The sequence below is a fragment of the Streptomyces zaomyceticus genome (assembly GCF_014656215.1).
Taxonomy (GTDB): Bacteria; Actinomycetota; Actinomycetes; order Streptomycetales; family Streptomycetaceae; genus Streptomyces; species Streptomyces zaomyceticus.
Map to the genome: position 1 here is coordinate 1 of NZ_BNBZ01000008.1, position 23,457 is coordinate 23,457.

At 68.2% G+C, this 23,457-nt stretch carries 21 protein-coding genes; 13 read left to right on the forward strand and 8 right to left on the reverse strand.

Annotated elements, in window-relative coordinates; genetic code table 11:
• Positions 1-183: 183 nt before the first annotated feature.
• Both IE311_RS13090 and IE311_RS13095 read right to left on the reverse strand, forming a co-directional pair.
• Complete coding sequence (locus IE311_RS13090) at positions 184-810, reverse strand: HAD-IA family hydrolase (protein WP_189831809.1); 627 nt, start codon at positions 808-810, stop codon at positions 184-186.
• Between the two features lie 261 nt (positions 811-1,071).
• Entirely contained in the window at positions 1,072-2,331 is a 1,260-nt protein-coding gene (locus tag IE311_RS13095) for an MAB_1171c family putative transporter (RefSeq protein ID WP_189831810.1), read from the reverse strand.
• Between the two features lie 1,093 nt (positions 2,332-3,424).
• On the opposite strand from IE311_RS13095, the gene IE311_RS13100 reads away from it, so the two are divergent.
• A complete protein-coding gene (locus IE311_RS13100) occupies positions 3,425-3,772 on the forward strand; it encodes a hypothetical protein (RefSeq protein WP_189831811.1) in 348 nt (115 codons plus the stop codon).
• 747 nt (positions 3,773-4,519) lie between these two features.
• Here the strand turns inward: IE311_RS13100 and IE311_RS13105 are convergent.
• Both IE311_RS13105 and IE311_RS13110 read right to left on the reverse strand, forming a co-directional pair.
• Positions 4,520-5,407: a phosphotransferase enzyme family protein gene (locus IE311_RS13105; RefSeq protein WP_189831812.1), complete on the reverse strand. Its 888-nt coding sequence runs from the start codon at positions 5,405-5,407 to the stop codon at positions 4,520-4,522.
• On the reverse strand, positions 5,404-6,795 hold the full coding sequence (locus tag IE311_RS13110) for a helix-turn-helix transcriptional regulator (protein WP_229901890.1): 1,392 nt from the start codon (positions 6,793-6,795) through the stop codon (positions 5,404-5,406). The genes IE311_RS13105 and IE311_RS13110 overlap by 4 nt, the downstream gene beginning before the upstream one ends.
• Positions 6,796-6,970: 175 nt before the next feature.
• Here IE311_RS13110 and IE311_RS13115 point away from each other — a divergent pair, with 175 nt between their 5' ends.
• The 11 genes from IE311_RS13115 (at position 6,971) to IE311_RS37330 (ending at position 17,371) form a co-directional block, all read left to right on the forward strand.
• Entirely contained in the window at positions 6,971-7,444 is a 474-nt protein-coding gene (locus IE311_RS13115; protein WP_229901891.1) for an ATP-binding protein, read from the forward strand.
• Between the two features lie 36 nt (positions 7,445-7,480).
• Positions 7,481-7,933 (forward strand): DUF6415 family natural product biosynthesis protein, encoded by a 453-nt coding sequence (locus tag IE311_RS13120; RefSeq protein WP_189831814.1) that lies wholly within the window; start codon positions 7,481-7,483, stop codon positions 7,931-7,933.
• A complete protein-coding gene (locus tag IE311_RS13125; protein WP_229901892.1) occupies positions 7,933-8,406 on the forward strand; it encodes a DUF6302 family protein in 474 nt (157 codons plus the stop codon). The genes IE311_RS13120 and IE311_RS13125 overlap by 1 nt, the downstream gene beginning before the upstream one ends.
• A gap of 43 nt (positions 8,407-8,449) precedes the next feature.
• Positions 8,450-8,650: a DUF5999 family protein gene (locus IE311_RS36680; protein WP_229901893.1), complete on the forward strand. Its 201-nt coding sequence runs from the start codon at positions 8,450-8,452 to the stop codon at positions 8,648-8,650.
• Positions 8,647-9,312, forward strand: coding sequence for a hypothetical protein (locus tag IE311_RS13130; RefSeq protein WP_189831815.1), 666 nt, complete (start codon positions 8,647-8,649; stop codon positions 9,310-9,312). The genes IE311_RS36680 and IE311_RS13130 overlap by 4 nt, the downstream gene beginning before the upstream one ends.
• Before the next feature lie 204 nt (positions 9,313-9,516).
• Positions 9,517-10,752: a methyltransferase, FxLD system gene (gene fxlM, locus IE311_RS13135; RefSeq protein WP_189831816.1), complete on the forward strand. Its 1,236-nt coding sequence runs from the start codon at positions 9,517-9,519 to the stop codon at positions 10,750-10,752.
• A 50-nt stretch (positions 10,753-10,802) separates the two neighbouring features.
• A complete protein-coding gene (gene fxlA, locus IE311_RS13140; RefSeq protein ID WP_189831817.1) occupies positions 10,803-11,000 on the forward strand; it encodes an FxLD family lanthipeptide in 198 nt (65 codons plus the stop codon).
• 91 nt (positions 11,001-11,091) lie between these two features.
• The gene (locus tag IE311_RS13145; protein ID WP_189831818.1) at positions 11,092-14,151 is read left to right on the forward strand and encodes a lantibiotic dehydratase; all 3,060 of its coding nucleotides are present in this window, start codon (positions 11,092-11,094) and stop codon (positions 14,149-14,151) included.
• The gene (locus IE311_RS13150; protein ID WP_189831819.1) at positions 14,148-15,371 is read left to right on the forward strand and encodes a lanthionine synthetase C family protein; all 1,224 of its coding nucleotides are present in this window, start codon (positions 14,148-14,150) and stop codon (positions 15,369-15,371) included. Before IE311_RS13145 ends, IE311_RS13150 begins: the two co-directional genes overlap by 4 nt.
• A complete protein-coding gene (locus IE311_RS13155) occupies positions 15,353-16,477 on the forward strand; it encodes a thiopeptide-type bacteriocin biosynthesis protein (RefSeq protein ID WP_189831820.1) in 1,125 nt (374 codons plus the stop codon). The genes IE311_RS13150 and IE311_RS13155 overlap by 19 nt, the downstream gene beginning before the upstream one ends.
• 375 nt (positions 16,478-16,852) lie before the next feature.
• On the forward strand, positions 16,853-17,371 hold the full coding sequence (locus IE311_RS37330) for a hypothetical protein (protein ID WP_229901894.1): 519 nt from the start codon (positions 16,853-16,855) through the stop codon (positions 17,369-17,371).
• Here IE311_RS37330 and IE311_RS13165 read toward each other — a convergent pair.
• Both IE311_RS13165 and IE311_RS13170 read right to left on the reverse strand, forming a co-directional pair.
• Complete coding sequence (locus tag IE311_RS13165) at positions 17,319-18,113, reverse strand: IS5 family transposase (protein WP_189831821.1); 795 nt, start codon at positions 18,111-18,113, stop codon at positions 17,319-17,321. The genes IE311_RS37330 and IE311_RS13165 overlap by 53 nt on opposite strands.
• A gap of 466 nt (positions 18,114-18,579) precedes the next feature.
• Entirely contained in the window at positions 18,580-19,425 is an 846-nt protein-coding gene (locus IE311_RS13170) for a hypothetical protein (RefSeq protein ID WP_189831822.1), read from the reverse strand.
• Positions 19,426-19,863: 438 nt separating this feature from the next.
• Between IE311_RS13170 and IE311_RS13175 the strand changes: the two genes are divergently transcribed.
• Positions 19,864-21,069, forward strand: coding sequence for an IS110 family RNA-guided transposase (locus IE311_RS13175; RefSeq protein WP_189831823.1), 1,206 nt, complete (start codon positions 19,864-19,866; stop codon positions 21,067-21,069).
• A 3-nt stretch (positions 21,070-21,072) separates the two neighbouring features.
• Here the strand turns inward: IE311_RS13175 and IE311_RS13180 are convergent, their stop codons facing one another.
• Positions 21,073-21,597, reverse strand: coding sequence for a hypothetical protein (locus IE311_RS13180; protein ID WP_189831824.1), 525 nt, complete (start codon positions 21,595-21,597; stop codon positions 21,073-21,075).
• A 44-nt stretch (positions 21,598-21,641) separates the two neighbouring features.
• The gene (locus IE311_RS13185; protein WP_189831825.1) at positions 21,642-23,372 is read right to left on the reverse strand and encodes a flavin-containing monooxygenase; all 1,731 of its coding nucleotides are present in this window, start codon (positions 23,370-23,372) and stop codon (positions 21,642-21,644) included.
• Between the last annotated feature and the right edge of the window lie 85 nt (positions 23,373-23,457).

Sequence of the window (23,457 nt, forward strand, 5' to 3'; positions counted from 1 at the left end):
TCGCCACCCGGTACGACAAGACCGCCGAGTCCTACGACGCAGCAGTCACCCTCGCGTCACTCCTGATGTGGGCGTGACATTTGAAGACAGAACCTAGCGGGGATGCCCTTGTAGGGCATCCCCGCTAGTCCCTTCACTGTTGCTGTTCTCGGCACTCCAACGCCGCGTGCGGTCGGCGCCGGCTTAGGCCGTGAGGTCCACACCGAGCAGCTCGGAGAGAGTGTCCACCGTCTGCTGGGGGTCCTGGTTGTGCACTCCCGCGAGGCCCAGCTGTTCGGATGCCTGGACGTAGGTTGCGGTGTCGTCGACGAAGACGCACTCCTCGGCCGGCAGATCCATGAGCTTGAGCGTGATCTCGAAGAGCTCAGGGTCAGGCTTGCGCAGCAGGTGCTGCTCAGAGATCACCACGACGTCGTACAGCCGCTCAAGCTCGTAGCCGTCGTACAGGTCCCAAGGGGCCAGCCCCACGCTGTTGGACAGGATGCCCACCTTGATCCCGGCCCGCCTCGCCGCGGCTGCCGCATTGATCATCAGCGGCTCGGGGCGAAGGTCGCCGAAGATGCGGCCCATCAAGTTGTCAGCCGGCACGCCCAGCATCTTGCCGGCGAACTCGTTCCAATCAGTCTGGGAGACCGCTCCGCGCTCGAGGTCGCTGGTGATCCGGACGCCCTCCTCGTGCTTGTACAGGGCCGTGAGGCAGGCGCCCTGCGGGAGGCCCTCGCGCTGTTCGAACGCGAGCACTGCAGGCAGCAGCGGAGTGGTGAGAACACCTCCGAAATCGAGGATGAGGCCCGTGCGGCGGTTGGACATACGAGAACTCCAGATTGCTGAGATTTCGGACGCCCATCCAGACTGGATAGCGTCACTGCCCGGCCACATGTGGCGACGGGAGTAGAGGTTCGTCGCAGGCCGGGGTGAACTTACGAGGCGGAGCAAGACCTATCTATCCGCATGACCCACGGTACCAGCCTGGTTCACGCGGCGGACGGTGCCAAATCTCACTCACCGACCCTCCCTACAAGATCCCAATGCGGCCTGGTTTCACCCGTCGAGAGGGTCTGGATCGAAAAATCAGACTGTGAAGCTGTTAACGGGCTGGCGGCATGGTTCGGATTCCACCTCCATGGAGTGCAGGAGAAGAGCCCGAGCTTGATCCATGGTGATGTGCGAGTAGGCCGTGCTGACTCGCGAAAGCCACGCTGCTTCACTATCGGTGTCAACAAACGGTTTCTCTCTCAGAGGGGCAGTGGCGCACAGGTTGGCTCGCGAGGTGTCAGCGGCCTGGAGTGCAGCCTTAATCCAGTACGCTTCCGCAGCCGGCTCAGGGTCGGGGTGCGATGCGGTGATGTCCTCGGCGGCGAACATCAAGTTCCGTGGAGCGTAATAGCGCAGCTTCTCGCAAGCGTCAGCAATGTCTTGTGTCCATCGGTCCAGGCGAACATCGATGGGGACGCTTATGTGCCTGAGTTCCGCGAGGCGCCGCGCGGGTGGATACAGGCTCGTGCCGGGGAATGCATCCACCAGGTCAAACCAGAGTGGGTAAGTCCTGTACAGGATGCACCAAGTTCTCCACCGAGCCGCCGCCGCGCGGGTGGTGGGGATGCTCGCACCTACGGCAACGATCAGGAAGAGCAGGTTCATCCATATCGCCGTGGCGTCTACAAGAAGTCGGACCGTGGAGGGACTTAGAGGGAACGCGACCGCAGCCCACAGGATGGCGATACGCGCGACTGTGTGGGTCAGCCCCATCCACATTGAAATCCCCATCAAACCCAGCCCAATGCGCATGCTCGTGTTCTCGACCCGTCGCGCCGCCCTCGTCCACTGGTAGCCGCAAACTGCGGTCGTAACGAGCGGAAAGAAGTAGAACACGGTCATGTAGACCGCGACCCCCCATTGCCCTGCGTGGTCGATGAGGAAGTTCTGGCTCGGCTTTTCGCGGTCCACCACGGTGAAAAACAGGACCGTGAGCAGAATGACGCCTACCGCCCCCGTCCCGTAGGACGCGCGTGCGATTCGGCGGGAGACAGTAACGTGGCGGGGTACGACCGTCTCCGAGCTCCTCCCGTAGCTGGTGGCGACGTAGGTCAGGGCCGCGATGATAGCCGCGGTACTGGCAAAGTGCCTGAGTAGGGCGCTCAGGTCTACTACTGGAATGCGATCCACCGCATCCATTACTGCTGGCGTGTAAAGCCAGAGAGCGACGGCGAATCCCGCATAGCCGCCCCAGAGCGCCCGGCGGTGGGCGTCGGCGTACCGAACTGCAGGGAATCGCCATACGGCGATGAGGGTCATCACAGCCGCAGTAAGGTACTTGATGTAGTCGAACACGGAACCAATGGGTATCTGCGCCGGCTGCGCGTTTCGCCGACCTGGAAGGTCAGTCGGGCGCAGCCTTAATTGCCAATAGGTGGACTGCAGGATGTGGCGAAGCCGTAAGGCCGGGAGCTCGCCTCAGTGGCCGCCAGTCGATCGCAGCTAAGGTCGGCGCCGCGGTGGAGCAGCGACTGGGTGAGCAAGTGAATGCTCCAGGAGACTGACCATGTCGTCTCCCGTGAACGACTGACGGCGTGCCAGCCGCTTTATCAATGAAGCCGAAAGCTCGGCTTGTTTTTCCTCCGGGCTGCCAAAATCCACGCGTCCTTGGACCAGAGCTGACGGGAAACGCCGAAGAACTTCCTGACGAATACGCTCAGGGACGTATCGCTCGATCTCCGCATCCGTCAGGGAGGTCCCGTGGTTCAGCCACTCGTGCGCGAGCTCATGGAGAATGATGTGCTCGGTTTGATTGCGACTTGTACGGCGGCGGTAGAGAATCATCGTGGACTCCGGCGCTTTGACCCGCAGACCACATGCCGTGCCCAGGCCCCCGTCGGTGTCATCCAGTGGCACTAGCCGAATCTGGCGCCCCAGCGCGCCCTCCATATTCCGCACCAGCGCCTCGACGCTGAATGGAGCGGGGATAGGGAGATCGGCGAGCAGAATCTGACATTCTTTCACGAGGGCCCGCCGTGAAGGGTCCCTACGCCAACGCATCGCCGCTCCATCGAAATGCTACTGAGGTGTCACTGCCGGCCCGCGGCGCTAATAGCCAGGAGCTTGTACTTGAGGTGCGCGACGGTCGACCGATGCACACTGTCTGCCTAATCGTACAAGGAGGGAAGCTTGATACATGCCGACGAGCGTGTTGGGAAGCTCACCAAAGTGCAGCAGTCGCAACCTGGTCCCCAAGATCGAAATTTGGTGACGACGCGTTAATTGAAGTTTCAATGCCGGGTGTGGCGTTCCCGTCGGAAGACGATTGAACTGGTGGAACAGGCCTCGCCCTGCCCTCGATGCCCGGGCGGCCTGCGAGAGATGACCGTAACGTCCGCGCCCTCACCAGCAGGTCGGCCGGCCGACTCCAATCAATGTGAGCCGTTACGTGTACCAGATACGCAAGGCGCTGCACCTCTGCGTCGATCGCGATCGGCGGGGGATCGAATGGTCAGTGGCGATCGAAGCCGGTGACGACATCGAAAAGGTCTCCAAGGACGGCAGGGGCTACCACCAGCTGAAGCACAGGGCGCCAGGAGCAAGTCTGACGGACGCCAGCACGGATCTGTGGAAGACGCTGCGCATCTGGGCGCATGCCATCGCTGGTCATCGGCTGGACCCGGAGGAGACGGATCTGGTCCTCATGGCCACGGCGGAACTGCCCAGCGGCTCGGCGGCCAGCTTGTTGCTACCGACTGTGAGGCAAAGAGATGATGCCGGCGCACTGAAGGCTTGACCGCGGCGCGCACTCCACGAACAAGGGCCTCAAGAAGGCCTTCGTGGCGTTCGGCACTCTCACGGAAGAGCAACAGCAGGGCATGGTCAGCCGCCTCCAGGTGCTGGGCCTCGCTCCGGACGTGCGAGGGCACATGCACCTGTCGGTGGCCCGGCGGTGAGTTCGTCCTGCTGGGAATGCCGGCCTTGGCCCTCTCCCTGGACGGAGACCGGACATCGCCCCAGAAGGGGCTACGCCAACTGGGAATCATCCTTCGGTCCGTCGACGTACTTCGTGACCTGCCCGGCTGTGCACGGGCACAATGGACCACGCTCCAACGACCGTGGCGCTGCCGTGCCTGCAGCACCGTGCTCGAGAAGGAGCAGCTGCACAGGCCCGTCGACCGATTCGTCAAGTTCGTTGAAAGTACAGGTGATGGACTCTTCTCCCTGCCGGACCTGGGCGAGCGTCACCGACGCGGAGCTCGGACTCGACGAGGAGCACGACGAGGGCTTCCTGTAGCCAGGCTCGTCGCGAGAACCCTGCCGCAAGGCGCTAACCCAGCCGTTCAGCGATGGCCTGGGCCGCCTCTCGAGCCGTGCGGCCCACGCCGACGAGGGCGTGGCAGTCTTTGAACGGCCTGGACTGCGGCTGGACCTCCCACCAGGACCCGGACAAAGCCACCCGCGGTGTCGCCGTGGCTTCGAGCACCGACCAAACGCATAGGTCCAAGGGGGCCTTCGGGCACGCCTCTTCTGCCGTCCGGGGTCAGAGAATTCCCTTCCACGACCACGGCCGCGGGCCGGATCGACCGCGCAGGCAGTCGATCCGGTGCTGCGCCTGCCCCCTCCACTCCACGTGGCTGGCAGCGTGCTGGGCCGCGTATGTCACCATCCGCAGTTCTCGGGCGCGTGAGAGGAGGGGGTACCCCTCCCACTCCGTCACGTCGTACCCGTAGACCGCACAGAACCGGTCGTACTCGCGCCTGCTGACCGCGCCCGTGGTCATCGCTCGCACTGCAGTGGACACCAAGTCCCACTCCGGAGGCCCCACTGAGAAACGCTCCAGGTCCATCATCAGGACCCCGTCGACGGTGCGGACGATGTTGCCGGGCCAGGCATCGCCGTGCACTGCCCGGTCGGGCAGACCGGTCGGCCGTTCGGCCCATGCTGTCGCGAGGTCGCGGCGCAGGCCCTGCAGCCACTCTTTGTCCTCGCTGCTGATCGTCGTGGCCGCTTGCAGTCGTTCGCTGACCCGGACGAAGGGATCGAGGTACCCCAGGTCGATGTCCGGTGCGGGCAAGGAGTGGAGCTGGGACAGGAGGCGAGCCACGTCTTCGACAGAACCGTGCTCCTGCGGCGGGAGCTCCACCCAGAAGGTCACGGGCCTGCCGTCTGCGATGATCGGCTGCTCCACGTCGAATAGGCGAACGGCGGCGACGGCCTCCTCGGCGAGCCAACGCGCGACGCGTACCTCACGAGCCGTCGCAGCGCCTTGGCCCTCGCGCGCGATACGTACGATCACTCGCTGACCAGGGAGCCGCCATATCTGGTTCTCGGCCAGACGAAGCGGCTCCGCCTCGCCGGCGTCCAGCCCGGCCGCAGCGCATGCCTGCTCCAGGACCTGGCGCGCGGGTGCCGCTGCCGAAGTAGTCATGTGGAAACCGTAGCGGCGATGCGCTCCCGCAGCCCCGACGCCTCTGGAACCGTCTGATGCTTCGACGCGAAGTGACCGAGCTGCCGCAGATCATCGGCGGCTCGCCGGGAAGTGAGTCGGCCGACCTCGTCCAAGGCGTGATGACCGAGTGCCGCCGCCTGGCGCGGGTCGCCCTTGGCCATGATCAGAGAGGCCAACTTGGTCCGCGAGATCGCCCGCGACCGCTTGAAGGCATCCGCGTGCCCCTTCACCGCCGTGTCGAAGCGGCGCGCTGCCCGGCCGGGGTCCTGCCCGGCCAGGACGGCGAGATCGAACAGGGCGTGAGCTGTGTCCCCGTTGTGCTGCGCCTCGTCGTAGTAGGCCATCCACGGCGCGTCTTCGGCAGGACACGCCCGGGCGAACGCCTCATCCGCAGCGCCGACAGCCGCCATGGTGTCGCGCACGTTGCCCATCTTCCCGAAGGCTCGGGCCCGTGCGGTGTGGAGCATCGCCTGCTCCGTCGCGGTCAGGCGGTCGGAGCGCACGAGCCCCTTCTCGGCGTAGGTCAGGCCGTCATCGGGTGCTCCGATCCATACGGCCTGCCGTGCGAGGAACGAGTACGTCTTGGCCCGCAGATGCCATTGCCCGGCCTCCTCAGCGCAGTCTGCTGCGAACCGGAACGTCCGGGTGGCTTCATCGTGGTGATAGGCATCGAAGGCGGAGGCGCCCACCACGATCCCGAGTCGGGAGACGGCGGCGAACAACTCGGTGCGTAGGTGCTCGGGGCACTGGGCTTGCAGCAGGCCGGCTGACCACTGCATTGCCCGACTGGCCACGTCACGGACCATGCCGCCGCCGCCCAGCTCGTTGTCCATGCCGCTGATGGCGGTGGCAGCGGCCAAAACCTGATCGAGGTGACTCGGCTTGACGGTTGCTGGAAGGGACGGTTCGGAGGAGGCGAAGACGTTGGTGAGGTCGAGGGGGGCTATGGCGGCGAGGCCGCTGAGGTGGAGGAACGAGCGTCGAATCACGGGCTCATGGCTCCCAGGGCGCGGAGTGGGTTCGTCTCTGCCCAGGATGCGGCCTGCCGACGCCTGGGCGGGGCTCTCCTTCCCGCGCGTGGGAGGCTTATCGGCATCAGGCCGCTTTTTCTCGGCATCACGGTTGCCGAAGACCATCGGCCACGCGCGGTCGAACAGCCCTCCGGTGCGCAGGATGTCGTCGAGCCGTTGAGCGACATCACGACGGCAGCTGGGGTACTTGCCCTTCTCGATCGACAAGATCATGTCGCCGCTGACCTGCACTAACCGGCCCAACTCCTTGGCGGAGAGGCCCTGCTCAAGGCGGAGTCTGCGCAGCTCGTTTCCGAACCATTCCTGAGGGGACGCCCCCGGGTCGAGCTGCTTCATGGGCTGCGGCATGGTCTGTCCCCGAAGTCGTTGATGCCGAACTCTTCGGCTCTCGGCATCAGGCTCTGCACGCGCTCGGCGCGCTCTGCCTAAATGGTTGCTGATCGGTTCCAGCCCAGTACACACCGCAACCCACCCCCGCTGAAGGGGTTCTGGCAGAACGGAGGAAGCAACGATGGAGCTGCTCGTCAACACCACCGAGCGGGATGCTTCTGTTCGAGCCATGTCCAGAAGCGTGGACACCCAACTCGACATGATCTTCGACGTCCGCGCGGAGGACCTGGGAACCGTGCGGGACATCGTTGCAGCCCACCTTCGCTGGTGGCGCATCGACGCCGGCACCGTGCACCGCTTGCTGACCGTGGTCAACGAGCTCCTCACCAACGTCTTGCAGCACACGCTCGCGGGCGCGGACGGACACCGGATGGCCAGCCTCCTCCTCCAGAAGGTGCCGGATGGTGTCACCGCCGTCGTCCGTGACCAGGACCCCAGCTTGCCCGTGTACGCGACGCCGGACCTCATGGCCGAAGACGGACGCGGGTTGCTGCTGCTGAAGGCCTTGGCTGACGACACGTCCGTCTCTGTGACCCCCGCAGGCAAGGACGTGTGGGTCTTCAAAGGGCTCCCGGAAACGATCGAGCACCCCTAGTCCCCGGCCAGCACCTGGTCCCTTTCAGGAGTCCCGATGCCCCTCAGCGTTCTGGTTCCGGAGAACGACGTGGTCTCTCCGCCCGCCGACGAGCCCAACGCACCGCGGTGGATGCCCCCACTCGACGCAGACGGCCTGCGGTCGGTCCTGGAGCGCATCAAGGGCTGGAAGCCGTTCGACGTGGAGGAGGTCTTCGACGATCTCGACACCGCCATCGGCAACCATCCGCCGGCCGTCGCGGCGACCGACACCCTGATCGACCGCCTTTGCGGGCACGTGAAGCAGCTCAGCGACATCGCTGTGGCCGACGAGAAGTACCCGCCCACCACGGAGATGGTTCGGCTCGTTGAACGAGGGCGCCCCTTGCGAGAAGAGCGCACGCCAGCTGACCACCAGCAGGCCGTCGGCCTCGCTCGTCGCCTGGCCTTCGTCACCTCAGACCTGGTCGAAGCACTGATCGAAGCCCGATACATCAAGGAAGCGGAGTGATGCACAACCCCAACTCCGCCAGACACCCGGTCGTGACCGCCACGGCGGTAGGCGTCCCACAAGACGCCTTCGACTACGACTACTACGTCCGGCGGCTCTCGGACACCTGGCTCGTGGAGAAGAGCATCGCGGTACGCATCATGCGCATGCCGTTCCTCGCGGTCCCCGTCGGAGGAACACGGCGAGGCGGGTACTACCCCGTGCCGTGTATCTGCTTCGGGCTCGCGGTCCGTGACCTCCTCCGCGAGCACGCCGGTTTCCCGGACCTGCGGCTGCACTGGTCACAGGATCCGGAAACCAGCGACGTCGTCGAGTGGGGAGAGAAACCCCCGAGGCTCTGGGGCAACGACGACACCACCCTTGGCCGCTTCTACGGCTACAGCGAAACGGCCATCGCCGCCTTCATACGGCGACGGTACCCCACGACTCCCTCTTCGGCCTTGCCCGAACCGTGTCCCCCCACGGCACCGTAGCTCGCCGAAGAGGCCCAACTTCCCACCCGAGAGGACGAGCACCATGTGTGCGCACAACCCGCCGTGCCCCACGGCTGAGGACCCCGACAGGGAGGCCGCACACTCCCTTACGCACCGGCCTGAGCAGGGTTGGAGCCTGCTGTGCAACGGAGTGCTTCTCTTCGAGGACACCGGGGAACTCCTCCCCGACGGCCGTATCGTCGCCCCGCACCGGCCCCTCGCCAGGGCGAGGGCCGCCGCGTGAAGAGGACCAGCACAGCGCCGAAGCTCGTCCCATACATCACCCAGCGAGAGGGCGAGTACGGCGGGCTGGCGTCGGAACTCACGCTCAGCATGGACGCCTTCGGCTCCGTGCGCCTCGCCTACCAGGACGAGACCCCAGCGGATCGTGGGCCGGGCCGAGAGCTCTGGGCGCGGTGCTCCCAGTCGCTCAACGCCGCCGGGAAGCCGACGGGCAAACCGCAATGGCGACTGGTCAACCCGGCTCGGCAGCGGGAGGCGATGGAGCGGCTTCGGTGTCAGGTCGGTCTCTGCCCGGCCGAGACCGGCCAGGGCTACATCTTCCTCGCCGGGGTCACGGACGACGAGTCCTACCGCGCCGGGGGACCCGTGAGGACGTCCCAGCCACCGGTGTGCCTGAGGCACTTGCGGCCGGCCCTGGAGCTGTGCCCGCACCTACGGAAGGGGCACGTTGTCTTCCGCGCGCGGACGACGTCGGTCTGGGGTGTTATCGGCTCCCGGTACCGCCTCACGGCCACCGGCCTGGCGCCACTTCCCGTCGAGGAGGACGACGCTCCTGTGCCCTACGGGCACCCCCAGCTGGGCTGGTTCCTGGCGAGCCAGCTCGTACGCGAACTGCGGGACTACGAGGTCGTCAATCCGGATGATCTCGCGACCGCCGCCTAGACAGCCGCCCGGCCCTCCTGAGCGATCCGAACGGGAGCGCCGGGCGGCCTCCACCGGCGCCGAGCCATCGCGCGCCATCCAGCCCGAGAATCACCAACCCCTGGTGGTCTGGCCAGAACGGAGAGCCCTCGCCGATAGCGTCCCCGCCCACCGGCACGCAATGCCGGTCTCCCCTCCCCGAACATGAACAACCGAAGGAAGCCCATGACGAACACGACCGTCGAGCCCGACGAGGCGACCCGCCTGCGGAACAAGGTGGTGGACGAGCTGTGCGCGGACGGCAACATCTCCTCCCCCGAGATCGAGGCGGTGATGCGCCGCGTGCCTCGGCACGCGTTCACCCCCGACACCCCGCTGGAGAAGGCGTACGACACGTACGCCGCCGTGATCACCAATACGGACGAGCACGGCGTGCAGCTCAGCTCCGTCTCCGCGCCGCAGATTCAGGCGATGATGCTGGAGCAGGCCCAGGTGAAGCCAGGGATGCGCGTCCTGGAGATCGGCTCGGGCGGACTGAACGCGGCCTACCTCGCCGAACTCGTCGGCGAACAGGGTGAAGTCGTCACCGTCGACATCGACCTCGCCGTCACCGACCGCGCGCGTCGGCTCCTGGACGAGCACGGCTACGGGCGGGTCCACGTCGTCACCACCGACGCCGCCGAGCCCATCCCGGACCTCGATGAGGTCGACGTCGTGATGGTGACCGCCGGGGCCTGGGACATCTCGCCGGCCTGGACCGCGCAGCTCAAGCAGGGCGGCCGCCTCATCGTCCCGCTCCGGATGCGCGGTCTGACCCGGTCGGTCGCCTTCACCCTGGTCGAGGGCGAGCACGGCCCTCACCTGGAGAGCGAGTCGGCCTGCATCTGCGGCTTCGTCCCGATGCAGGGGTCGACCGCCCACCGCGAAGAGCTCCTTCTCGTCAACGGCACCCCGGAGATCGGGCTCAAGTTCGACGACGGCCTGCCCGCCGACCCGCACCGGCTCGACAACGCGGTGACGTTCACGCGCCACGAGATGTGGACCGGCGTGACCGTCCGGATCCAGGAGCTCATCGACACCCTCCAGATGGCGATGGCGATCAGCCTGCCGGGCTTCTGCACGATGGCCGTCGACGAGACCTCGGACACGAAGCTGGTCGACCCCGTCAACAGGCGGTTCGCCCTCGCGGCCGTCGACGACGACACCTTCGCCTACCTCGTTACCCGCCGCACCGAGGACAACAAGCTCCTGGAGTACGGCGTGCACGCCCTCGGCCCGCACGCGGAGCAGCTCGCCGACAAGGTGGCTGACGTGCTCCGCGACTGGGAGGCCAACCGCCGCGGCGGCCCCAGCCCGATCATCCGGGCCTACCCGGCCAGCACCCCCGACAGCCAGATCCTGGCCGACCGGGTCATCGACAAGGTGCACAGCCGGATCTCGCTCTCCTGGCCCCCGGCATAACGCCTGGAACCAGGTAGTCCCGCAACACCCCGACAAGAGGAAGGCACACCATGACCAGCGCCACTCTCACCCCGCCCGCGGTCACGCCGGCGGACGACCTGGACGACGACTTCGCGCCCCTGAACGTGAAGATCGTCGTCGCCGAGCACGGCTACGGCCACCTCATGTGCTCCACGGGCGACGGCTGCGGCACCACCTGCCAGACCGGTGCCTCCGCCTGCGGCTCCTTCACCGAGGACCCGGCCTGATCAAGGCCGCTTCTCTCCTGGGGGCCGGGCGACGTATTTCGCCCGGCCTCCAGGCACCTCCCTCCCCGCGCCGCCTCATGGAAGGAGCCCTATGGCTTCCCGAGCAGCCGCCGGATACCTGTGGCAGGGCGTTGCGATGCTGCGCGCCACCACCAGCCCGGGGCCGGCAAACATCCCCCGAACTCTCAACCTGGACGACGTGGCCGTCACCCGCGGCTGGCTGAACCGCATCTGGAAGCGCGAGGACTTCCGCAGCGCCCTGGAGCTGACCACGCCCGTCCTGTCCGAAGCCATCGAGTCCGTCGTCCGCGGCCGACAGACCGAGCCCCGCCACGTCCGCCGCACCGCGCTGTCGACGGTCTCCTACCTGCTGCGCTGGCAGCACCGGCCGACCCCGCTCGGCCTGTTCGCCGGCATCGCCCCGGTGTCCGTCGGACCCCGGGCGAGCGCGCGGTGGCGCAACAAGCACCTCGCTCTGGTCCGACCGGACGCCGAGTGGGTCACCGAGATGGTGCTCCGGTTCCAGCGCGCCCCCGCACTGCTGCGCCGGTTGCCGCTCGTCGCCAACAACGCCGCCCGTGTCCGCGGCGACCGGCTCGTGGCGCCGGGCCCGCCCTCCGAGGGTCACGCCCTTCTGCTGGCCCCGGTCGAGATATCCGTCCGCAACGCCCGGCCGGTGGCCGCCGCCATGGACGCGGCCCGCACTCCCATCCCCTACAGCGACCTCCACAGCCACCTCCGCGACCGCTTCCCGCAGGCCACCTCGGAGAAGATCGACACCCTTCTCGCCAGCCTGGTCGAGCAGCGGTTCCTCCTCACCAGCCTGTGGGCGCCCATGACCACCGTGGACGCCTTCCAGCACCTGTGCCGCGAGCTGGCCCAGCACCAGGCGGACCACCTCCCCGAGGTGCGGGACCTGGTCCACGCCCTGCACACCCTGCGCGACGACCTCTCCGCACACCAACCGACGCTCTCCGACACCAGCGTGAGCACCATCGCCGCACGCATGCGCGCCCTGACGCCGGTCACTCCGACACCGCTGCTCATTGACACCGCCCTCGACTGCGAGACCCAGCTCCCGCCGACCGTGATCGCGGAAGCGCAGGCAGCTGTCTCGGCTCTCTACCGGACCACCCCGCAGCCCTACGGCTACCAGCACTGGCGCGACTACCACCGCCGCTTCCGGGCCCGGTACGGTGTCGGCGCCCTGGTGCCGGTGATGGACCTGGTCGCCGACAGCGGCCTGGGCCTGCCCGCCGGATACGTCGGATCCGAACGCGGCACCGCACTGAAGGTACGCACCGAACGAGACGAACTGCTGCTCGCGCTCATGCAGCAGGTCCTCCTGGACGGCGGTCGTGAACTGCTGCTGACGGACGACATGATCGACGCCCTGGAGAAGGCTGCCGGAACGGACGAGCGGCTGTTCGTGCCCCGGGTGGAGATGGCCTTCGAGGTCCACGCCCCCAGCACCCAGGCCCTCTCCAGCGGCACCTTCGACCTCCTCCTCACCGCTGTCCCCCGGCCGGGCAGCAGCATGGCTGGCCGGTTCGCCCACCTTCTGCCGCCCGAGCAGCGGGACGCCCTTGCTGCCACGTACCGCGGAGCGCCGGACAGCCTCGCCGCGCAGCTCGTGTTCCCTCCGCGCCGCCACCGCAACGAGAACGTCATCCGGACACCCCGGCTGCTGCCGCACGTTGTGGAGTTGTCCGGCAGCCAGGAGAGCGAGGACGCGGCGATCCCGCTTGCCGACATCGGCGTCACTGCGGACCCGCGCAGCTTCCACCTCGTGCAGATCTCCACCGGCCGGCGCGTCGACGTACGGGTCCTGCACGCCTTGGAAGGCGGGACGCAGACCCCACCCCTGGCCCGGTTCCTCGCCGAAGTGGCCCACAGCCGCTACGCCGCCTACAAACCGCTCGACTTCGGCGCCGGCTCCCGGCTCCCCTTCCTCCCCCGGGTGCGCTACCGCCGCACCATCCTCACGCAGGCCCGATGGCTGCTGATGGCCGACAGTCTGCCCGGCCCCAAGAACCCGACCGAGGAGTGGGAGGACGCCTTCACCGCCTGGCGGGAACGGCTGCGGGTCCCGATGCAGGTCGCCATCATCGAGTACGACCAGCGCCTTCCCCTCGACCTGTCCCACCCGGTCCACCGCCGGGTACTGCGCACCCACCTCGACAAGGCCCGCCGCCTGGAGCTGCGCGAGGTCCCGGACCCAGACGCCCACGGCTGGATCGGGCGCGCGCACGAGATCTGGCTCTCCCTGGGCCGGACGCAGCCCGACACCGCCACCGTGCCCCGGCCACGCCCCGCCACGGCCGCCGGACGGCATTTGCCCGGCGCCGGAAACGTGGTGTTCGCGCAGCTCCACGCCCACCCGCGCCGTTACGACGAGATCCTGGGCCGCCACCTCCCGGGCCTCCTCGCCGCGTTCGGCGACACCCCACCGCTCTGGTGGTTCATCCGGCACCGGGAGGTGGCGCGTCCCGAAGCCGACCAGCGCCTCGACCTCGCCCTGCACCTGTCTCCGGACGCCTACGCGGCCGCCGCACAGTACGTCCGTACGTGGGCGGACAACCTGCACGGGGTCGGCCTAGCGGCCGGGCTCGTCCTGGCCCCCTACCAGCCGCAGACCGGGCGCTTCGGCAACGAGGCGGCCATGGATGCCGCGCATCAGGTGTTCGCCACGGACTCCGCCGCAGCCCTCGCGCAGATCCGGCTCGTCGAGCGCACCGATGCCGTCGCCGCGCAGGCCCTCGCGGCGGCCAGCGCCCTGCACCTCGTCACCCCGCTGGCTCCGAACGCCGCTGTCGCCGAGGAGTGGCTGGTGCGCGCACTTCCCCAGGGCACGGGCCGACTCGATCGGACCCTGCGCGCCCAGACGCTCGAACTGGCTGGACCGAACGGTGCCTCCGCGCTCGCGGCTCTCCCCAGCGGCCAGCTGGTGGCCGACGCGTGGGCGGCCCGCGCTACCGCCGTCGAGGTCTACCGGAACGCCCTGACCGGCCAACGTGACCCGCTGGACGTCGCCCGCTCGCTCCTGCATCAGCACCACGTCAGGGCCCTAAGCGTCGAACCGCGCGCCGAGGAGACCACCATGCGGCTCGTCCGAACCGCCGCCCTCCAGCATCGGAGGGCAGCCCGATGACCCCGCCGACCGTCGCCTCCGCGACACTCCTGGAGCAGTACACCGCCCGCCTCGCCCAACCCGCTGCGCCGCCACCGGGCGAGCCCTGGGCCGCACAGTCCCTGGCCGACGGCGCCGCCGGTATCAGCCTGCTGCACATCGAACTGGCCGCTCGTCACAGCGACTCCTGGCGCACCGCGCACCGGTGGATCACCGCCGCGACCGCCGGCCACATCAGCGCGGCCGACACCGCCGGGCTCTTCCTCGGCGCCCCGGCCATCGGCTTCGTCCTCGCCACCGTCCCCCCGGACTTCCAGCACCTGTACGACTCGGCCCGTCAGACCGTGCACCAGCACGTCATCGACCTGGCCCACCGTCGCGTGGACGCCGCTCTCACCCGGATCCGCAAGGGAGACCTGCCTGAGTTCGCCGAGTACGACCTGTTCTACGGCCTCACCGGCATCGGGGCGTACCTCCTGCGGACCGACCCCGAAGGGCTCGCGCTGGAACGAGTCCTGAAGTACCTCGTCGCGCTGACCCGCCCCATCGGCTCCGACGAGCGCGGCCTGCCGGGCTGGTGGGTCCGCCACGACCCGGCACGCGGCGAATCAGCCCACTTCCCGGGAGGCCACGGCAACTTCGGTACCGCGCATGGCGTCAGCGGCCCGCTCCTCCTCCTGGCCCAAGCCCTGCGGCGCGGGATCACCGTCAAAGGCCACCGCGAAGCCCTGTGGCGCATCTGCGAGCACCTGGACGCCTGGTGCCAGCTCAGCCCCTCTGGCCCCTGGTGGCCCGAACACATCTCACGCCGTGACCTCGACCGCAGGCGCCCGCACCACGACTCACCCACCCGGCCGAGCTGGTGCTACGGAACCACCGGCATCGCACGAGCCGGACAGCTCGCCGGGATCGCCCTGCGCGCGCGCAACGTCCAGGAGTTCTACGAGGACGCCCTGTACCGCGCCCTGACCGACCCCGAACAGCTCGACCAGGTCACAGACTCCGGCCTGTGCCACGGCTGGGCAGGCATCTACCAGACCGCCACCCGCGCCGCCGCCGATGCCGTCGACCTCCGGGTCCAGGCCCTCCCGAAGCGGCTCGGCAGCATCCTGGCAGCGAACGCCCCTTCCCCCCTTCCCGCGCCGGGCCTGATCAACGGCGACGCCGGCACCGCGCTCGCTCTCTCCACCTGCGCCTCGGCGCCGAACACCGGATGGGACGCATGTCTCTTGATCGACTGACCCTGACGGATCCAAGCCGGGTCCAGCGCGCGGTCTCCGCTGTGCTCACCGGCCTGTCGATCCCCGCGGCCGCGGCCCGCCACGGGGTGGAGTCCACGGTCCTGTCCGATGCCGTGGCCGTCTACAACCAGGCCGGCCGTGAGGCCCTGACACGCCACGACCCCACCACAGACTGGCAACAGGCATACCTCCACTTCACCGACTGGGCGAACGCCGACTCCACCTTCACCACGCATGTGCTCCCCGTGCTCCAGGAGGCGGAGTCCGCGGGGGTCATCGACGGCTGGTGGTACACCCGCAAGCACCCCTGCTGGCGCCTACGCCTCCGCCTTCATCCCGGAGCCAGGCCGACGTTTGACGACAGCTTTGATCGCCTGGTCTCAGACGGGCAACTGCAACGGTGGTGGCCTGGAATCTACGAGTCGGAGACCGCTGCGTTCGGTGGCGAGGCCAGCATGACGGCCGCACACGCCCTGTTCATCACCGACAGCCGGGAATCGTCACGGCTGCGGCAGCGCGACGACCTGACCGTGGGACCGCGCGAGCTGTCCGTTCTCCTCTGCACGATCATGATGCGCGCCGCCGGCCTGGAGTGGTACGAGCAGGGAGACGTCTGGCACCGCGTCATCACGGAGGAGCACCGATCGGCCGTCAGTGACGTCCCAAGAGACCGGCTTGACGCCCGCGCCCAGGAGATCCGTCCCCTACTCTTCGCCGACAGCGACGTACTGCTGCGCCCCGGAGGGCTGTTGGGGCCGGTCAGCGACTGGGTCGACGCCTTCCGCAGAACAGGACAAGAACTGCGGCGTGCCGTTCAAGACGGAACCCTCGACCGCGGGCTGCGGCAGGTGCTCAGTTTCCACGTGATCTTTCACTGGAACCGGCTCGGCTTGTCGCTACGAAGCCAAAGCGTTCTGGCCTGGGCAGCCAGAGCGGCGATCCTCCATGGCGAGAACGGAGGATCGACCACCTGGGCCCTGCCGATGAGCACGAATGTAACTGCCGCCGCGCGGAGCGCATGGCACCAATTCCAGACCGAGCTCGGGCTCGACGTACCTTTCGAGGATTACGAGCGCCATCCTGGCCCACCTTTCGCGCCATTTTGAAGCGGCTCGGGCTTACCGAGTCCGAGAGGTTTCACCGTACATACGAATAGGCGCCAATCTCGGCGCCTCACCTCGCCCGCGAGTTCGACGGTGCCATGGAGGGCCTGAAACCTCCGTCGCCGCCGGCTCCTTCCTCGGTGTCGGCGTACTCGTGAACGTGCCCAGTCACGTACGGATGAACGGGCTCTGTCGCTGATCTTGTGACGCCGTGATGATTGGATCGTTTCGCTTAGGTGTGCGTATCCGGGGGTTTGCATCAGAAGCCGTATCTCAACCGAACACGATCGCTTGATTTCCGCTGGTCAGGCATGATGTGGCTCAGAGTGAGGGAGGCATGCGGCGTCTTGTGTCGGCTCCGTGATCGAGGGGTGAGAGATGGCGTCAGTGCTGGGAATGCTGGAGGAGCGGGAGGCGGCGGCCCGGGTGCGGGTGGAGGGTCTGCGGGAGGAAGCCGCGCGGCTGGCTGAGGTGTTGGAGGCCGCGGAGATCGAGCTGGACCGGCGGGTGATCGCGCGGGAGGAGCTGGTCGAGGCTCTGGCCCTGTCCGCCGCCGAGAGTGCCGTGGCCGAGGCGGAGGGGGAAACGGCGCCCGCGCCGGTGCCGGGGTCGATCGTGCCGCCCTGGCGGGACGGGCTGCCGGTGACGGCGTTGACACCGGACTACCAGCGGCTCCTGGGCGTGCTGGAGGAACGGCGGTCAGCGGGCAAGGGTCCGGTGAAGGCCAAGGAGATCGCGGTGGAGGTGGGCCTCGGGGCGACGCAGGCGAAGGTCGAAGGGGTGCGTTCGAAGGCCAGGCGCCTGGCGGAGCGCGGGTGGCTCGTGCAGGAGGCGTCGGGGATGTTCAGTGCCGGCCGGCGGCCTGTGGCCGTGCCAGGCGCTGGCCCATCCGCGTGACCATCGACCACCGGATCATCGCCTCGCTGGTGGCGGGCAGGGTCTCGTAGTCCCGGGCGAGTCGGCGCGAGTGCATCAGCCACGCGAACGTGCGCTCTGCCACCCACCGTCTGGGCAGCACCACGAACCCGGTCATGTCGTCAGTGCGCTTGACGATCTCCAAGGTCAGGGCGAGTTTCTGGCGGCACCAGCCGACGAGGCCACCGGTGTAGCCGCCGTCGGCCCAGACGAGGGTGATGTCACGGTGCAGGCGGTGCAGGCGGGTCAGCAGGCCCACGGCGGCGTCCCGGTCGCCGATGTTCGCGGCGGTGACCGCGACGACCAGGAGCAGACCGAGAGTGTCGGTCACGAGGTGCCGTTTGCGGCCGGGCACCTTCTTCCCGCCGTCGTAGCCACGTGAGGCGGCCGGCACCGTCGCGGCGGCCCGCACCGACTGCGCGTCGATGATCCCCGCCGTGGGTTCGGCCTCCCGGCCTTCGTGTTCACGGACCGTGCCGCGCAGCCGGTCGTGGAAATCGGTGATCAGCCCGTGCTCGCGCCAGCGGCGGAAGAAGGCGTAGACCCAGCCCCAGGCGGGGAAGTCCGCGGGCATCGCCCGCCAGGAGATCCCGCCCGCGACCAGGTAGCGGACCGCGTCCAGCATCTGGCGGTGGCAGTAGCCCTCGGGCTGCCCGCCCCGCCCCTGCATCCAGGCCGGCACCGGCAGCAAAGGCCGGACAGCCGCCCACTCCGCGTCCGTCATGTCCGACGGATACCTCCGCACCCGATCGGGATGATCGGCCGCGTTGCCGTACACGTGCGCGAGGCAATCGCACGACACGGCAGGCGAGTTGAAGTGAAGGGGCTCGGGCACGAACAACAACGACAACAGGGCCTCCGGAACCGCTCGGATGGGATCGCACCCCCGAGCTACCAGGAGGCCCTGCCTTCATGCACACACGGTCGGAAGATCACCCGACCAGGAACTCTGTTCGACCGGGCGGTGCGGCAGCTCCACGAGGAGGACCAGCCGGCCCTGGTCGTGGGCGTACGCGCCGGGGCGGACGGACGCCACGGGGTGGGCGCCGACACCCGTACGCCCTCGGCGCCGCCGCTGGTCGCGTACTGCTCGGTCCCGCTCAGCCCTGCTCGGTCCCGCTCGGCTCCGCGCGGGCGCGCTGCCCGCTGCCGCGCTCGGCGCCGCCGTGGGCAGCGGGCCCCGCTGTCCGCTACTGCGCCCAGTCGAAGACGCCCGACTCCAGGTCGATCTGGGCGTTGCCGCCGCCGAAGTTGACCCCGCCGACGCCGTCCTCCAGCTCGAAGACGTACGGCGTCAGCCCCTCCGGCAACGTCTGGCAGGGCATCACCGTCCCGCCGAGGTGCGAGATGCCCTCGACGGACGACCAGAACGCGTCGAGATCCTTGTCGTCCGAGGACCATGCCTCCACGTAGCCGCCCTCGCCGTCCTCCGCCGGGGCGATGCCGGTGTTCGGGTCGCCGGTACGCTCCCCGATCCAGACCGTGATTTCGGGGGCGCTGTCGTCCCAGGCGTTCTGGCCGCGGCTGTACTTGTTGCCGAGGCCGTCCGGCCGGATGTCGGCCGGGGGATCCATGCGGGGCGCGGCGAACTCCTCGGCGGTGAGCCAGATGAGCGCGTGCGCGCCGCCGATCATGTCCTCCAGGTCCTGCTGCTGGGGGTGGCGGGCTGCGGCCGTCGCGGCCACCGCGGCGAAGAACGGATCGGCGGCCTGCTCCGGGGTGGGCACGGTGCCCGCCAGCAGCTCGTCCACGCCCTTGATGTCGTCGGCGACGTGGTCGTCGGCGTGGAAGAAGGAGACGGCTACCAGGTCCTGGCCCTTGCGCCGGTAGTCCTCCGGCAGTTCGAGGGTGATGACATGGGTCATCGGCAGTCCCGTGACAGGGCTCCGGGGCCAGGAGGCCGTTCCGATGCCGGGCGCACGACCGCCGCACCACCCGGCAACGCGGGCCCCGGGCAGATCGATCTCGACGGGCTTGCCGGGCCGGACCGACAGCGCGTCCACGGCTTCTCCGAACCCCAGGTCGTATGCCTTCACCGTGTTCCTCGTTCATTCCGTTCGACTGCGACGGTGCTCAACCTACGCGAGGCCTCCGACAGTCCCCGTCCCCGTCGCTCCCGCTCGGTCCGCCCGGGCACCCGAACCAGTCTGCTCGTACACCAGCCGCCCACTCCGCGTCCGTCATGTCCGACGGATACCGGCGCACCCGGTCCGGATCATCGGCCGCGTTGCCGCACACGTGCGCTTGGAAGATCACCCGGCTAGGAACTCTGTTCGACTTGCACGTTCCAAGATCGGTTGAGATACGGCTTCTAAAACGCTCATGCCGTGGATGTGGCTTTGACTGATTGGCCGCCCAGCGCCCCGCGACGACACGGCCACTCATTGGGATAAGCGAACAGAGATCGCTTCGTAAGGACACGTCGGCGTGGTCGTCTGCAGGGACCAGTCAACCCATCGACGAGGGAGGCTCGGGTGCCCGAGCTCTGGGCGGGGACGGATGCCGGCAAGGCCGCGCATCACTGCACGGTGATAGACACGGACGGCACGAAGGTGCTCTCGCGCCGTGTTCCCAACAACGAGGCCGAGCTTCTGGAGCTGATAGGCGACGTCCTCGCACTGGCCGAGGACAGCCCGGTGACCTGGGCCATCGACCTGAACGCCGGCGGGGGTGCACTTCTGATTGCTCTGCTCACTGGCCATGGTCAGCGGCTGCTCTACATTCCTGGCCGTACCGTCCATCACGCTTCCCGTGGCTACCGCGGGGACGGCAAGACTGATGCGAAAGACGCCTACGTCATCGCCGATCAGGCGCGGATGCGCCGGGACCTGCAGCCTCTGCAGGAGTGGGACGAGATCGCGGTGGACCTGAAGATTCTCACCGCCCGCCGCTACGACCTCGCAGCCGACCGCACCCGCTCCATCAACCGGTTGCGGGCCCAGTTGCTGGAGTACTTCCCGGCCCTGGAACGGGCCTTCGACTATGCCGCCTCCAAGGCCGCACTCGTGCTGCTGACCGGCTACCAGACACCGGCCGGCCTGCGCCGGGTCGGTCCGAGTCGGCTCGCGACGTGGCTGAAGAACCGCAAAGTCCGAGGCGCCCAGGCCCTGGCTGATGCGGCCGTCGCCGCGGCGCAGGCCCAGCACACCGCCGTGGCCGGGGAGAGCACGGCCGCCGCCGTGGTGAACACCCTGGCCCGGTCCGTCCTGGCTTTGGACGAAGAGATCGCCGCGGTGGATGCAAGGATCGCGGCACGCTTCCGAGAACACCGGCATGCTGAGGTGATCCTCAGCATGCCTGGCATGGGCTCGTTGCTGGGGGCGGAGTTCATCGCTTGCACCGGCGGAGACATGGACGCCTTCGGGACCGCGGGCCGACTCGCCGGAGTCGCCGGTCTGGCACCTGTCCCACGGGACTCAGGCCGGATCAGCGGCAACATGCGCCGGCCGCACCGCTACCACCGCCGACTCCTGCGCGTCTTCTATCTATCCGCCCAGATCGCAGCCCGCTTTTGCCTGACCTCGAAGACCTTCTACGACCGCAAACGGGCCGAGGGCGAGAGCCACAAGCAGGCGATCCTCGCCCTCGCTCGGCGGCGCCTCGACGTCCTATGGGCCCTCATACGCGATCAGCGAACCTTCGAGGCTCAGCCTCCCCAACGGGCCCTCGCCGCGGCCTGAGCCTCAGACCGTGAAGAGCGGCTCGTAGGGGTGTCCCTCCGGCGTGAAGATCAAAACGAAGTCTTCCCCCAGCCGAGTGGCCACCTCTCTCAAGCGCGCCAGGACCTCGGCCTGACCCGGAAGATCGAGGCCAAGGGCTGCGGCAGCACGGTCCCTCCTGGCCGCGAGGTCCGGCATGTCCTCCAGATACTCAGCCTCAAGCTCGCGACTCTCCTCGTCCGTGAACGCCTGGCAGTCGCGCCACCACGGAACGACCAGCAAAAGCCGCACCAGCTCGGCCAGGCCGATGGCAACCAGAGCCGCACCTCCTTCGGAGTCGGCATAGAGGATCGGACGCTCCTCCCCGCCTTCACCGCAGAAGAAGAACGTGCCGCCAGCACCGTCGCCGGCAAACCCCTCAAGCCTGGTGCCCGAGGCGAGGTGCACTTGCTCGACATGATCGCCTCGGTCAAGGTCGAAGTCCCCCGGCCAAGCGAGAAACCGGGCAGCTTCTTCGTGCTCACGGACAGCAGCGATCAACGATTCCATGGGCCGCAGCCTACGGCCCGCTGCTTGACAACCATCATTGGGAATCATTCACAGCCCATGATCCGCTTTCGGTGCACGGGCCGGTTCAGGTCCGACAGGGAACGCCCGTCCGCGGAGGAAGAGAGCACGAAGCCGGTGTAACCGGCGCGGGCCACGGCGTCACACTCTTCCCGGTACCGGTCGAGCCCGCCCGCGTAGGCGAGGAACACGCGGGGTTTCCCCGGGACGTTCGCCCCGGTGTACCAGGAGTCCACCGCCGGGTAGAGCGTACGGGCGGCGAGTTCCGCCACGCGTGCCCCCCAGTCGGCCTCGGCGGACGGGGTGACGTCGACCTCGGTGAGACCGTTCCTGAGCAGGTGGTCGATGCAGTCGGTGATCCACTCGACCTGTTGTTCCAGGGACACCGTGATGTTGGTGAGTACGGAGGGGCTGAGCGGCCCGAGGACGGTGAAGAGGTTGGGGAAGCCGGCCGAGACGAGCCCGAGGTGGTTCCGGGGACCTTCGGCCCACCGCTCCCGGAGCGTTATGCCTCCCTTTCCCACAATGTCGATGGCGAGCTGGGAGCCGGTGAGGGCGTCGAAGCCGGTGGCGAAGACGATCACGTCGAGGTCGTGCTCCCCGTCCGAGGTCCGGATGCCCCGGGGGGTGATCCGCTCGATCGGGGTCGCACGCAGGTCGACGAGCGACACGTGCGGCAGGTTGTACGTCTCGTAGTAGCCGGTCCCCAGGCAGGGGCGCTTGGTCGCGAACGGGAACGTACGCGGAGAGAGCAGTTCCGCCGTCGCGGGGTCGGTCACGATCGACCGGATCTTGGACCGGACGAACTCCGCCACGGTCTCGTTGGCCTTCTCGTCGGTGAGGATGTCGGTGTAGGTGCGCAGCAGCCCGTTGAGGAAGCCCTCGTCCCAGGCGGCCTCGTAGGCGGCGGTGCGCTCCGTCTCGTCCGCCTCCAGCGCCGAGCGGGTCGGGGGTGCGAAGACGGTCCCGCCCCGCGAGAGTCGTTGGGCCTGCCGGAACTCGGGGTATCGGGCTTTGAATGCCTCGCGTTCCGTGGCCCGCAGCGGACGGTTGCGGGCAGGCAGGACGTAGGCCGGGGTGCGCTGGAAGACGGTGACGGAGGCCGCCTCGTCGGCGATGACGGGAACGGCCTGGACGCCTGAGCATCCGGTGCCGATCACGGCGACCCGCTTCCCGGCGAAGGAGACGTCCTCGCGCGGCCACCGCGCGGTGTGGTGGACGGCGCCGGTGAAGCTGTCGACACCGGATATCGCCGGGTCCTTGGGCACCGACATACAGCCTGTCGTCATGATCACGAAGCGGGCGGTGACGGCCCGTCCGGTGTCCGTGGACAGCCGCCAGCGATGATCCGCCCCGTCGTACACGGCGCGTGTGACCCGAGTTCGCAGGACGACGTCTCTGCGCAGGTCGAACCGGTCGGCGACGTGGTGGATGTAGCGCAGGATCTCCGGCTGGGCGGCATACCGTTCGCTCCACTCCCACTCCTGGTCGAGTTCCGGGGAGAAGGAGTAGGAGTACGACATGCTCTCGATGTCGCAGCGGGCCCCGGGGTAGCGGTTCCAGTACCACGTTCCGCCGATGTCGTCGCCGGCCTCGACGACCATCGCCGTCAGGCCCAGCTCCCGCAGCCGGTGGAGCTGGTAGAGACCGGAGAGACCGGCCCCCACCACCACGGCGTCGACCCGGTCGCCGTCGGCGGGCGGCCGGGCGGCGGAAACCGTCGGGTCGCTCGTCGGAGAACTCGTCGGACGGCTCATCTGTCGGCTCCTGTTCTGTCGGATCACGGACGAAGAGGGAAGGGGCGCAGAGAGGCTGTCGTGACGGGTTCCGGGTCGTCCTCCC